The following is a 13,073-nucleotide window of genomic DNA, read 5'->3' as shown; positions in this document are numbered from 1 at the left end:
CTGTTTTATCGCGGTTGTATGTTTACGGCCGGGTTATTGGCTGTCCGTCGTTGTACCGCTGTTGAGAAGCCGGCGCGCATATTCTATTATGGTGTCCTTTCCACGCAGCACATCAGCTTGGTCGAGCGACACTTTGTAGTCGGGCTCAATGCCGAATTCGGTGCTCTGTTTCTCTGTGTCGTACATGGGACATGCCGAGAATCTCACGCTCCATCCTATCGGGAGCTCGCTCGAGTAGGGCATTCCTGCTCCGCCGCCGGTCTTGTCACCCACGACGGTTACGCCCGGACAGCACTTCATGTACTTCACGAACTCGTTGGCGGCACTGAATACCGCTCTGTTGGTAAGCACCACCGTGTGCTTCTGCCAGCGCAGTCCCTTGCTCGGTTTCAGGCGCTGTTCCTCCATCTTGGAGAATTCGTTGTGGCCCGGTCCGGTCTTGTGCTGCATGTAGCCCACGCATATCTCCTCGTTGGTGAAGCGTGCCGCGAGCTTTTCCGAAGCTGTCAGCAGACCGCCGCTGTTGTTGCGCAGGTCGATGATGAGGCCGTTGCACGGCGCGAGAAACAGCATTATCTCGTCCAGATTGCCGTCGCCCGCCGCTGTGGAGAACGACTCGCAGCGGATGTATCCTATGTTGTCGTCGAGCACGCGGTATTCCATTCCCGAAGCGATGCGGTAGTCGGTGCCCAGATATTTGTTGATGAGTGTGTCGCTGTAGTTGGACGGATAGTCCTCCTTCCACGACCAGTTGCGTGCCACATCCCACGCCGAGTACATGTTCACGTGTCCGTCGCGCAGCTCGCCGAGCATGTTGCCGAGAATCTCAAACAGCTGGTCCTCCGACAGATTGTCGCTCATCTGCACAGAGTAACGGCTGTAAACCTCGTCCCAGTCGAGCCCGTACTCCTTGCCTTTCACGTCGAAGAAGCAGTAGTGCTCGTCCATTATGCGCCACAGAGCCTCGAAGTTGCCGCGCGGATTGTCGGCATACTCCTCCTCGTCAACGCAGGAAGTGAGACACAGCACGATTGCCGTGATGCAGAGAAAAAAGCCAGTCAGTCGTTTCATGGATGTATCTTTATGAGTTTGAAGCGTTTGACAAATCCTATCACAAAGGCGTGCGTGTAGATGTGCGACTTCAGATTGTTCACCCGTGCCTGCTGTATGTCGCAGAGATAACCCACGCGCAGGGTAGTGCGGCCTATGCTGAAGTCGAGCGAAAGCATCTGTCTGAGTGATGGAGAGCAGACGAATGTCGTCGGCACGACGTTGTGGTCGTAGTTGCCGCGTGAGAAAATCTCGTAGTAGGACTGCCCGTAGTTGGGGCTGAACATCAGTCCGCAGAGCGGCACTCCCAGCTCGTAGCGTGCGGCGAAAGGCCTTCCGGCGATGTTGAAACGGTAGTCGGCACTGGCCGTCGGTGTGATGTTGAGCATGGCCCTTGCCTGTGCCGGATTGTTGCCGTTGCGTGTATTGTATATGAAACCGATGGTGGCGTCGATGGCTGCACCCGCCTTTACGTTCAGACTGCGGTCAAGAAAATGCCAGTTGTAGAGCCATGCGTACTGGAAGTTGTATGCTCCCGCTATCTCCGTTCCGTTGCCCGAACGGTTGTCTGTGTAGGCTATGTCGCCCTGATGCACTATCTGTCGCGACCAGCAGCTGCTCTCGGAGTCGCGCGTGGTGTGCGATATGTAGCGCAGCTCCGTGCCTCTGTATTTCTCCGGCGACAGGTAAGTGTCGAGAATGTTTGTTGCTCCTACGCCTATCATCTTGGCGTTTGTTATCACCTTGTCCGACGTTATGGTGTCGCTCTGAGCCCATGACGCGGTGGCGGCGAGCATTGCCGTGGCTGCGAGAAAGGTTCTACACGTCGTCATTGCCGAACAGATTAAGTTGGCCTGTCATCTCGTCTATCACCTGCTGCTGGCTCTTGCCTGCGTCCGGATCGAGGTTTTCGGGTTCTTCGCCGGCATTGTCAGCATCTTCCGTACCGTCTTCCGGTTCGGGCTCGGGCATTCTCAGAGGTTCCAGTTCTTCAATGTTCTCGACGTCCCATGTGCTTATACGCTTGCCCTTGGCCTTGAATCCCTTCACTCCTACAAACTGTTCCATGTCAATTTCCATAGGCGGACGCTGCAGGGCGTTGCCGTCGCGGCTCTCCGCAGGCTTGAATGTCACACGGATGCGTGGATAAGGCGTGTCGGTGAGCAGCACGAGACGGCTGTGCGGGTTGTCGCCCAGGAAGTTCTGGTGACGCTTTGTCGCCTCCATGTTGAAGCGTTTGATGTAAGGATAGTTGTCGTTGTCGGCGTCGTAGACCACGGCTGTCCACACTTTGTTCGGATCCCATTTCTCGATTGTGCGGATGTTGTCCTCGTAGTGGTTGTTGGCATCGAAGTTGGAGATATAGAACTCGTTGTTGTCGAGCACCACCAGTATGGAGTCGCCGTCATTGAACTCTCCGAGCAGGCGGCCGCGGCCGTCGTAGTTCAGTCTGTTCACGTCGGTGTCGAACCATACTTTCCTTCCTCCGAGCGTAGAGCGTCCGTGGCTCTTCAGGCTTATCCTGTTCACAGTGTGTTTTGTGAGGATATTGCCCTTGGCCGTGCGCGACTTGATGCCGATGTCGGAGAAGTCCTTCTCCAGGAATATCTTTTTCATCTTCGAGGTCACTTCGAGCGTCACCTTTATCACTTCCGCTTCTCCGTTCGGATTGGCCGTGAAGTAGAGCACGCGCGAACCCGGTGTGCCCTGTGTGAGGTCATATTCGCGGTCGCGTGTCATGGCCGTCACGTTGAAACGCTTGATGTATGACGGACCGTTACGGCCGTCGCGGTAAACAGCGTTGTATGTGGTGCGGCGGTCGTTGCGCTTGAACACCTGCACGTGCATCACGTTCTTGCCTACGAATATCTTGTCTGCCACACGTATGATCTTGTATTTTCCGTCCTTGTAGAAAACGATTATGTCGTCGATGTCGGAACAGTTGCACACGAACTCGTCCTTCTTCAGAGCGGTGCCGATGAATCCCTCCTGCCTGTTGATGTAGAGTTTCTCGTTCGCCTCCACCACTTTTGCCGCCTCGATGGTGTCGAAGCTGCGTATCTCGGTGCGACGCGGATGGTCCTTGCCGTACTTTTCCTTGATGAAGCTGAACCAGCGTATGGTGACGTCGGTCATGTGGGCGAGGTCGTGGTCGATGTCCTTTATCTCTTCCTTTATCTTTACTATCAGTTCGTCGGCCTTGTCTTTGTTGAACTTCAGGATGCGTTGCATCTTTATTTCCATGAGCCGCAGTATATCGTCGCGCGTCACTTCGCGCACCAGATCTTTCTTGTACGGTTCCAGACGTTTGTCCACATGAGTCACGGCGGCGTCCATGTCGGGCGCGTTCTCGAAACCTTTGTCCTTGTAGATGCGCTCCTCGATGAATATGCGTTCGAGCGATGCGAAGAACAACTGTTCGAAAAGCTCGCCGCGTTTTATCTCGAGCTCCTTGCGCAACAGGCCCATGGTGCTGTCAACCGAGTGGCGCAGCACGTCGCTCACGGTGAGGAAGCACGGCTTGTTGTTCTCTATCACGCAGCAGTTGGGCGACAGATTTATCTCGCAGTCGGAGAAGGCGTACAGGGCGTCGATGGTCTTGTCGGACGATATGCCCGGCGTAAGATGCACCTGTATCTCCACGTCGGCGGCCGTGTTGTCGTCCACCTTGCGTGCCTTTATTTTGCCCTTGTCTATGGCTTTGAGTATGGAGTCGATGAGCGTCGTGGTGGTCTTGCTGTACGGTATCTCCTTTATGACGATGGTCTTGTTGTCTATCTTCTCGATCTTGGCGCGCACCTTGAGCTGTCCGCCGCGCTGTCCGTCGTTATACTTGCTCACGTCTATCGAGCCGCCGGTGGGGAAGTCGGGATAGAGCGTGAACTCCTCGCCGCGCAGATAGCTTATGGCGGCGTCGCATATCTCCACCAGGTTGTGTGGCAGAATCTTAGAGCTCAGACCCACGGCGATGCCTTCCGCACCCTGCGCCAGCAGCAACGGGAACTTGGCCGGCAGCGTGATGGGCTCGCGGTTGCGGCCGTCGTAGCTCAGCTGCCAGTTGGTAGTCTTTGGATTGAATACCACGTCGAGCGCGAATTTCGACAGTCGTGCCTCGATGTAACGGGGCGCTGCGGCGCGGTCGCCCGTCAGTATGTTGCCCCAGTTTCCCTGACAGTCGATGAGCAGATCCTTCTGTCCCATCTGCACGAGAGCGTCGCCTATGGATGCGTCGCCGTGGGGATGGAACTGCATGGTGTGTCCCACGATGTTCGCCACCTTGTTGTAGCGTCCGTCGTCCATGCGCTTCATCGAGTGCAGAATGCGTCGCTGCACGGGTTTCAGTCCGTCCTCTATGTGTGGCACGGCACGTTCGAGTATGACGTATGAGGCGTAGTCGAGAAACCACGTCTGATACATTCCGCTCAGATGATGCACGGCCGAAGCGTCAAAACGGTTCACCGGCTTGTAGTCGGAGTGCACCTCCGGCGTGGTGTCTTCGCTGTTCACGCTTTCACTGTTCATCTCGTCATCAAAAGTCTCGTTGTCCTTTATTTCGTCGCTCATATTTTCCTATCGTCACAAATTTTGCTTCAAAGTTACTGATTTTTTTCCTATTTATAAAAGATTTGCCCCAAAAGCCGCATGCATAGGGCGTTGCTAAGTCTGCGATGGCGTCCGGATCAACTGTCAGAGATGTCTGACGTGTGGCTCGCGATGTATCGGAAAATGTATAAATATACAAGTTTTGAAGTAAAAAATTTTGACAAAATAAAATCTCAAAATAGAAAATCAGGAACGTCTAAAATAGGCATTTTCGTCTGTATCCGTTTTTCGTCGCATGGCGTTTACCCCTTTATGTTCCTCTGTCTCCGACGTGTCCGCTTTGCGGAATGCACCATATCAGCATGCGGAATGGGTTCTATCAGAGCATGATATGGTGGATTTTAGGGCATGAAAAACACCATATCGCACCCTGAAAAAGGCTCTATCGCGGCGCATTAAATTCGGCTTTGTATGACGAAAAAGCATAACCTGTTGTGCTACAATTATTTACCGTAAGTGCTCAGAATTCGCGTATTTGCGACCGGACGCACACTTCGTCACCGCTACGCGATTCTCGTGAAGTTGACGTTGCATAAATATTCATTGCTCTCGGATTTCTGCATATTTATGCATTCTTGTCAGTACGATTGTCGGTGACGGCGGTGTCGGCTTGGTATGGAGCTGCTCACTGCATGTCGCGCCCGTAATTATAATGTGTGTGAAAATGTTTTGCGCTTTGCCCAAATTGTCTTATCTTTGCACACAAAAAATGTGCGCAGGGATAACATTCTGCTTGTCTTGGGCGGCATTTTGTGAATTAAAATATCAGCTAATATTTATACAATGGCACAGGAAGACGTTTTTAAGAAAATCGTATCACACTGCAAGGAATACGGCTTTGTGTTCCCGAGCAGCGACATCTACGACGGTCTGGCCGCCGTCTATGACTATGGACAGAATGGTGTAGAACTGAAAAACAATATCAAGGAATACTGGTGGAAGAGCATGGTGCTTCTGCACGAGAACATCGTGGGCATTGACTCAGCCATATTCATGCACCCCACAATATGGAAAGCATCGGGACATGTCGACGCTTTCAACGATCCGCTCATCGACAACCGCGATTCTAAGAAACGCTATCGTGCCGACGTGCTCATCGAGGATCAGATAGCAAAATATGAGGAGAAGATAAACAAGGAAGTGGAGAAGGCACGCAAACGCTTCGGCGAGGCGTTCGATGAGGCCAAATTCCGCGAGACCAATCCGCGTGTATTGGAGAATCAGAAGAAGCGCGACGAACTGCACGAGCGCTACAGCGTGGCTATGAACGCCATGAACCTTGAGGAACTGAAGCAGATAATACTCGACGAAGGCATCGTAGATCCGATAAGCGGAACAAAGAACTGGACCGACGTGCGTCAGTTCAACCTCATGTTCTCAACCGAGATGGGATCTACTGCCGATTCTGCAAGCAAGATATATCTGCGCCCGGAGACTGCACAGGGAATATTCGTAAACTATCTGAACGTACAGAAGACAGGCCGCATGAAGGTGCCTTTCGGTATAGCGCAGATAGGTAAGGCTTTCCGCAACGAGATTGTTGCCCGTCAGTTCATCTTCCGTATGCGCGAGTTTGAACAGATGGAGATGCAGTTCTTCGTTAAGCCGGGCACCGAGCTCGACTGGTTCAACAACTGGAAGCAGACACGTATGAAGTGGCATCAGGCATTGGGCTTCGGTGCTGAGAACTATCGTTTCCACGATCATGAGAAGCTGGCTCACTATGCCAACGCAGCAACCGACATCGAATTCCACATGCCGTTTGGCTTCAAGGAGGTGGAAGGCATACACAGCCGCACCGACTTCGACCTCTCGCAGCATGAGAAATTCTCGGGCCGCTCTATCAAATATTTCGATCCGCAGACCAACGAAAGCTACACTCCGTATGTCATCGAGACTTCAATCGGTGTCGACCGTATGTTCCTTTCGGTTATGTGCCACTCGTTCTGCGAGGAGAAACTCGAGAACGGCGAGACACGCACCGTGCTCCGTCTGCCGGCAGCACTGGCTCCTGTGAAGCTCTGCGTCATGCCACTCGTGAAGAAAGACGGACTGCCCGAGATGGCACGCAAGATCATCGACGACCTGAAGTTCCACTTCAACTGCCAGTACGACGAGAAGGACACCGTGGGCAAACGCTATCGTCGCCAGGATGCCATCGGTACGCCTTACTGCGTGACTGTGGACTACGATTCGCTCAAGGACAACACCGTCACTCTGCGTTTCCGCGACACCATGGAGCAGGAGCGCGTCAGCATAGACGAACTGCGTAACATCATAGAAGACAAGGTGAGCATACACAGCTTGCTGAAAAAACTGCAATAATAAATATGAAGATACACCTTATTATATTATATCTGCTGGCACTGCTCGCTCCTGTGGGCCTGCTGTCGTCGTGCAGTGAGAGCGACAATGAAGAGGAGGAATTCCCCAACTGGAAGAAAACCAACGAGCAGTACTTCAATAACCTGTACGCCATGGCCAAGTCGAGTGCCGACATGGGTGACAAGAGCTGGAAGGTGATACGCCAGTGGTCGTTGGAGGAGTCTACAGCCAAGGATCCTTACGATTACATCGTGGTGAATGTGCTTGAGAACGGCACGGGTTCTGGTTGTCCGCTTTACACAGACTCTGTGAAGGTACACTACGAAGGACGCCTGCTTCCGTCAACTTCATATCCCGACGGATACGTTTTCGACAAGTCGTTCACGGGTGAGTTCAATCCTGCCACGGCCTTACCGGCAAAGTTTGCTGTGTCCGGCATGATTGACGGATTCACCACCGCGCTGCAGTATATGCACATAGGCGACCACTGGAAAGTGTACATCCCATACCAGCTTGGTTACGGATCGAGCGCAAGCGGTTCTATTCCGGCTTATTCCACACTGGTGTTCGACGTGACGCTCGTGAGCTATTACAGGGCCGGTGTTGAGGTACCGGATTCCAAAGCACGCCCGGCTACGGGATGGATAGAGGAATGACATTGTTTAACGGCTGTTTTCATACAGCCTCAGAAAGAATACAGGCGGACTCGTAAAAGTCCGCCTTTTTTATTGAAAAAGTGCGTTGTGCGCGCACACAGCAACTGATATTTCTGTTGAAAAAACGTATTGTGTGCGCACACAGTAATGAGTATTTTAGTCGAAAAATGCGCTGTGTGCGCACACAATAATTGATTTAAGTCAAAAATAAGGCGTTTTTTGAGAACATATACTACAAAACTGTTGCAGAAAATTGTATTCGTTTGTAATTTTGCAGTGTCAAAAGAAATCTACCGCGAGGTAACAATGGAAGAACATTACAGAAGATGAATTTGAGAGAGATAAGATCTTCATAGGTAGTGAAAAGAAAGAGAGGTTCGGGAGGACCAAGGTAAAGATTGAAAAGGATAATATAGAAAAGGTTAGCTAAGTTAGGAAAAGTATTAGTCTAAGGTACAAGATTGAGGATAACAACGAAAGGTATTAGATTGAGGATAACACAGAAAGAAAAGGTATTAGCAGGTATAAGATTGAGGGATAACATAGAAGAAAAGGTATTGGCAAGGTAAAGATTGAAGGATAACAGATTTGGGTATTAGTTGTAATGGTTAATAAAGAAAGGTTGTTCAGGAATTTCAATAGGTAAAAGTTTGAAAGTGTAGAAAGATGGTAGAAGGATTTTGATGCATGTGAGATGACCCTATTTGCAGCGTTAGCTGCAATAGGTATGGAGGTGAGGAGAAAAAGACAGAAAACCTCCGACGCATCAGGGGAAAGCATAGAAAATAAGAAATAAGTTTAATTATAAAGAAATAGAAGTTAGAAAACTTGAGGGAGATGAGGTCATGTGCATGACTTCATCTTTTTTTTATCCCTCTTTTTGTTGTCGCCATGTTTTTATAATGTGGCGGCAATTTTCGTTTTACCGGAATTTTTGAAGTAACTTTGCAGACAGTTTGGGACGTATATTTTCATTGAAAAACAGTGACGAGCTTCTCGCCGGCATACGCGAAGGGCGGCCGGTGAGCACAAGCGAGAAACTCAGTCTTATTGTAGGACTGAGTATTCCGTCTATTCTCGCACAGGTGACGTCGGTGCTCATGTTCTTCATCGACGCTTCGATGGTGGGGCATATAGGCGCTGAGGCTTCGGCTTCCATTGGTCTTGTGGAGAGCACCACGTGGCTGTTGGGCAGCATCACCAACGCCGCGTCGCTCGGATTTTCGGTCCAGGCTGCCCACTTCATAGGTTCCAACGACTTCGCCAAGGCCCGTCAGGTGTTCCGCCACGGACTCATCTGCACCGCTATCATAAGTTTTCTTGTGTTGCTCTCGGCCGTAGCCGTTCACCGTCAGCTGCCTTACTGGCTCGGCGGAGGCGACGACATAGCCCACGATGCCTCACTTTATTTCCTCATTTTCTCGCTCGCCGTGCCGGCGTTCCAGCTTTCCAATCTTTGCGGTGCAATGCTCAAGTGTTCCGGCAACATGCGTATCCCGAGCATAGTGAGTGTGCTGATGTGTGTGCTCGACGTTGTTTTCAACTACATATTTATATTTGTCATGGGACTGGGCGTGGTCGGTGCAGCTGTAGGTACGGCTCTCGCTGTGACCGTGGCCGCATCGTTGCAGGCCTATTTTGCCATTGTCCGCAGCAAGATGCTGGCTCTGAGACTCGACCGTGAGCGTTTCCGCTGGATATTGTCTTATGTGCGCAACGCCCTGAAGATAGGCACACCCATTGCCCTGCAGTCGGTTCTCATGAGCGGTGCACAGATAGTGAGCACCATGATCGTGGCTCCGCTGGGCAATTTCGCCATTGCAGCCAACACTTTCGCCATAACCGTCGAGAGCCTGTGTTACATGCCGGGCTACGGTATCGGCGATGCTGCCACGACGCTGGTCGGGCAGACCAAGGGTGCGCAGCGGCTCGACCTGTGCCGTAGTTTCGCCCACATGACCGTCGGTCTCGGTATGGCCGTCATGGCCGTCATGGGTGCGGTGATGTTTATTTTCGCACCCGAGATGATGGGTATTCTCACTCCTGTCGAGGAAATACGCATCCTCGGCACACAGAGTCTGCGCATCGAGGCATTCGCCGAACCTATGTTCGCTGCCTCCATCGTGGTCTATTGCGTATGTGTGGGAGCCGGCGACACACTGAAACCTGCGCTCATCAATCTGTTCAGCATGTGGTGCGTGCGTCTGTCGCTTGCGGCCTTGCTTGCTCCGACATACGGTCTTCGGGGTGTGTGGACGGCCATGGCACTCGAGCTTACGTTCCGCGGCATACTGTTCCTTGTGCGTCTTTTCCGCGGCCGTTGGCTTCATCACAATCTCTGACCGTGGTGTGACGCACCTTCTTGTCCGCATGTCCGCCACTGTTTCTTCCACCCGTGTCGCGCACGTTTTTGCAAATTTTCTTTAACATCCGTTTGCAATTCCAATTTCGGATTTAACATTCCATTTTTCTAAATCCAGAGCGACGCCGCTTCATATTTGTTTCCCTGAAAGCCCGTTTCGTCTTGACCGCAGAGCGTCCGCACGTCTTCCGGTTTCTGAAACAGCCTTTACTGCGTTGCGAAACAGACTGTTTCATGGTGTGATATAGGCTGTATCAGGGCCTGAAATGATGCATATCGTGCCTTGAAACGGTGCATATCGTGGCCTGAAACAGGCTCTTTCGCAAACCGGTGCGGGACATATCAAATCACGATAAAATGTAAAGGCCTGTCCGTCAGCGATTTATCCGAACTCTCTGTTTTTGCAAAATTTCGCGCAAAACCACTCCCTGTACGGTTCTACGCGGATTTTTCGGGATTTTCACGACGAAGATTTAACATCCGAGGCTTCCGTTTTTTGTTTTTTTATGCGTCGGCTCTGTGCCGCAAGGTATGTCCGCATGTCATCCCGCTCTGCGCACAGTGTCTTACCGCCCGCCGGCTTTCCGGCTTCCGTCTTCCGCAGTATGGCACGTCAAACTGCATTTTACGCCCAAACAATGGCTATTTCATGGCTGTATAACGCGCTTTTTAGTAAACAAACGTTAAATACATACCTTTTCCCAATTTTTTCATAAAAAAATCGCCGAAAAGCTTGCGTCGTATTATAAAATACCATACTTTTGCAGTGTACTATTAAAGTAGAACACTAAAACAGTAACTAAATAACAAAAGAATAAACAACAAATTAAAAACTATACGACTATGGACGCAATCATCACAGCAGCAACCGTAATGGCAATGTATCTTAATTCGCTCGGCTCAGAAAGTAGCCGTTATCTCTATAATGCCGAAATGCAGAACGGCAAGGTGGCATCAATCAACGTGTATGACAATTCAGAAAAATATCTCTCCCAGAAACTTCAGTACCGCTTCCTTTATGACTCAGACAGCCGTCTGGTGTCTAAGGAGGCCCTGAGGTGGAACGCTGAGGCACAGCAGTGGCAGCCTTCATACAGACTGAATTACATGTATGAGGCCGACGGATATACTCTCGAGCTCCAGAGATGGGACGCCGCCAATTCGGCTTACGCCATGGCTGAGGAAAAGACAGAATACCGCATGGTGCTCGGAAACGTGACCGCCGTCACCACATACAGATGGTGTGACGAGGCAAACAGCTACGAACTGGCCGACAACATGCTCATCATGCAGCCGCATACCGATTATCTCATCGCCCAGAACACTTTGGCAAAGTGACACGGAAATTCATTTATTAAGGAAACATAAACACAGAACATAAAACAGATAAAATCATGATAACAGTAAACAACATAACATTCAGTTATCCGGGAACAAAGAGAAACGTATTCGAAGACTTCAGTCTGAAATTCGAGGAAAACCGCATCTACGGTCTGCTTGGCAAGAACGGAATGGGCAAGAGCACGATGCTCTATCTCATAAGCGGTCTTCTCCAGCCGTCGCGCGGGGCGGTGATGGTGGACGGAACCGACGCCCGCCGCCGCACGGCAGAAATGCTTCAGGAGATATTCCTCGTGCCAGAGGAGTTCGATCTGCCGCGCACCACGCTCGAGGAATATGTCCGCATAAACGAGCCTTTCTATCCGCGGTTCAGCCGCGAGGTGCTTCTCAACTGTCTGAAAGAGTTTGAGATGCCTCTGTCGCTCAAGCTCAACGCCCTCTCCATGGGCCAGAAGAAGAAGGCATACATGAGTTTCGCCCTTGCCGCCGGCACACGCCTGCTGCTCATGGACGAGCCTACAAACGGACTGGACATACCTTCGAAGAGCCAGTTCCGCAAGGTGGTGGCCAACAATATGACCGAAGACCGCACGCTGATAATATCCACCCACCAGGTGCACGACGTCGAATCGCTGCTCGACCACATCGTGATATTCGACGAGAACGGAGTGGCTCTCGACTCGTCCGTGGGCGATGTGTGCGACAAGTACGTCTTCGAAACACGCCGTCCGGGCGAACCAACCGACGACGTCATCTATTCAGAGTTCTCCATCCAGGGCAACGCCGTCATGGCACGCCGCGGCCGTCATGAGGAGACGCCGGTGAATCTGGAGCTGCTCTTCAATGCCGTGACAAAGGGAATGATTAAATGAACCGACAAGAAAAAGAAAGGAGAAAATGATCATGAAATCGTTTGAATGGAACCGTTTCCATAAGATGCTCTTATGGACGTTTGAAAATACAAAAGGCAATCTGCTGCGCATGGGTATTATTATGACCATCGCGTTCTTCCTGTGCGAAGAGTTCGTGCTCAGTATGGCTACTTTCTCAACCGGAAACGGAAGTGAGAATGACCTCGCAATTGCAATGGCCCTTAGCGTGTCTGGCTTCATGGTGGGATTCACATGTCTTTATTTCGGAGCGAGCACCATGTTTGCCAACACACGTCACAAGAAGCAGGCAATCTCGTTTCTGATGCATCCTGCGTCGAATCTGGAGAAATATTTCTCGCGCTGGACTTACGTTACGATAGGCTGGCCTGTTGTGCTGATAGTGTCGTTTTTTGCGGCCGACTATTTCAGAGTGCTGTTCAATATGCTCATGGGGTGGGACGCCACCACCAGTTTCATAAGTATGTGGTGTGACGACTCGGTGTTCGGAGGCGGCAATCTGATGAAATTCATAAGTTATATGTCGCCTTCGCGCATTATGGCCGGCATCATTCTGATGCTCACAATTATGTGGACCCACAGCTTCTATATCCTTGGCAGTGCATTCTTCCGTCGCCATCCGTTCATCCTCACATCGCTTGTGCTTATGGCCATTCAGATATGCCTTGCTGTCGCAGGACATGGAATAGATAACTATGATATCGACGTTTCGCTCACAATAATAGACAGATGTACCATCATTGCTATGGAACTGGCACTCATTGCATTGAATTACTGGGCGTCGTACAGGCTCTTCAAGCGCACCAATGTGATAAACAACAAATGGATAAACATCTGATCCGCACG

The 13,073-nt window shown here is 51.1% G+C and carries 9 protein-coding genes; 6 read left to right on the top strand and 3 right to left on the bottom strand.

Annotation, left to right across the window (positions count from 1 at the left end; translation table 11 throughout):
* Positions 1–33 precede the first annotated feature (33 nt).
* From WKT13_RS04045 to WKT13_RS04035, 3 genes are read right to left on the bottom strand one after another with little or no spacing between them, the layout of a single operon-like run.
* Complete coding sequence (locus tag WKT13_RS04045) at positions 34–1,071, bottom strand: S41 family peptidase (protein WP_340322936.1); 1,038 nt, start codon at positions 1,069–1,071, stop codon at positions 34–36.
* Complete coding sequence (locus WKT13_RS04040) at positions 1,068–1,883, bottom strand: DUF3316 domain-containing protein (RefSeq protein ID WP_340322935.1); 816 nt, start codon at positions 1,881–1,883, stop codon at positions 1,068–1,070. Before WKT13_RS04040 ends, WKT13_RS04045 begins: the two co-directional genes overlap by 4 nt.
* Positions 1,870–4,614, bottom strand: coding sequence for a DNA gyrase/topoisomerase IV subunit A (locus WKT13_RS04035; protein ID WP_340322934.1), 2,745 nt, complete (start codon positions 4,612–4,614; stop codon positions 1,870–1,872). Before WKT13_RS04035 ends, WKT13_RS04040 begins: the two co-directional genes overlap by 14 nt.
* A gap of 822 nt (positions 4,615–5,436) precedes the next feature.
* Here WKT13_RS04035 and WKT13_RS04030 point away from each other — a divergent pair.
* The 6 genes from WKT13_RS04030 to WKT13_RS04005 all read left to right on the top strand — a co-directional run bounded on the left by WKT13_RS04030 (position 5,437) and on the right by WKT13_RS04005 (position 13,065).
* The gene (locus tag WKT13_RS04030; RefSeq protein WP_340322933.1) at positions 5,437–6,978 is read left to right on the top strand and encodes a glycine--tRNA ligase; all 1,542 of its coding nucleotides are present in this window, start codon (positions 5,437–5,439) and stop codon (positions 6,976–6,978) included.
* 5 nt (positions 6,979–6,983) lie between these two features.
* Complete coding sequence (locus WKT13_RS04025) at positions 6,984–7,634, top strand: FKBP-type peptidyl-prolyl cis-trans isomerase (protein WP_340322932.1); 651 nt, start codon at positions 6,984–6,986, stop codon at positions 7,632–7,634.
* A gap of 965 nt (positions 7,635–8,599) precedes the next feature.
* Complete coding sequence (locus WKT13_RS04020) at positions 8,600–9,976, top strand: MATE family efflux transporter (protein ID WP_340323110.1); 1,377 nt, start codon at positions 8,600–8,602, stop codon at positions 9,974–9,976.
* 863 nt (positions 9,977–10,839) lie between these two features.
* Positions 10,840–11,334, top strand: coding sequence for a DUF3836 domain-containing protein (locus WKT13_RS04015; protein WP_340322931.1), 495 nt, complete (start codon positions 10,840–10,842; stop codon positions 11,332–11,334).
* 56 nt (positions 11,335–11,390) lie between these two features.
* Positions 11,391–12,209, top strand: coding sequence for an ABC transporter ATP-binding protein (locus WKT13_RS04010; RefSeq protein WP_340322930.1), 819 nt, complete (start codon positions 11,391–11,393; stop codon positions 12,207–12,209).
* 31 nt (positions 12,210–12,240) lie between these two features.
* Entirely contained in the window at positions 12,241–13,065 is an 825-nt protein-coding gene (locus WKT13_RS04005; protein ID WP_340322929.1) for a hypothetical protein, read from the top strand.
* Positions 13,066–13,073 lie beyond the last annotated feature (8 nt).

Source organism: Prevotella sp. HCN-7019 (assembly GCF_037890215.1).
In the GTDB taxonomy this organism is placed as follows: domain Bacteria; phylum Bacteroidota; class Bacteroidia; order Bacteroidales; family Bacteroidaceae; genus Prevotella.
The sequence above is the reverse complement of the archived record's forward strand: the minus strand, read 5'-3'. Positions and strand labels throughout refer to the sequence as shown.

Coding starts and splice junctions, on each gene's coding strand:
- WKT13_RS04025 (WP_340322932.1), top strand. CDS start 6,984: ATGAAGATACACCTTATTATATTATATCTGCTGGCACTGCTCGCTCCT.
- WKT13_RS04015 (WP_340322931.1), top strand. CDS start 10,840: ATGGACGCAATCATCACAGCAGCAACCGTAATGGCAATGTATCTTAAT.
- WKT13_RS04040 (WP_340322935.1), bottom strand. CDS start 1,883: ATGACGACGTGTAGAACCTTTCTCGCAGCCACGGCAATGCTCGCCGCC.
- WKT13_RS04035 (WP_340322934.1), bottom strand. CDS start 4,614: ATGAGCGACGAAATAAAGGACAACGAGACTTTTGATGACGAGATGAAC.
- WKT13_RS04030 (WP_340322933.1), top strand. CDS start 5,437: ATGGCACAGGAAGACGTTTTTAAGAAAATCGTATCACACTGCAAGGAA.
- WKT13_RS04010 (WP_340322930.1), top strand. CDS start 11,391: ATGATAACAGTAAACAACATAACATTCAGTTATCCGGGAACAAAGAGA.
- WKT13_RS04045 (WP_340322936.1), bottom strand. CDS start 1,071: ATGAAACGACTGACTGGCTTTTTTCTCTGCATCACGGCAATCGTGCTG.
- WKT13_RS04005 (WP_340322929.1), top strand. CDS start 12,241: ATGAAATCGTTTGAATGGAACCGTTTCCATAAGATGCTCTTATGGACG.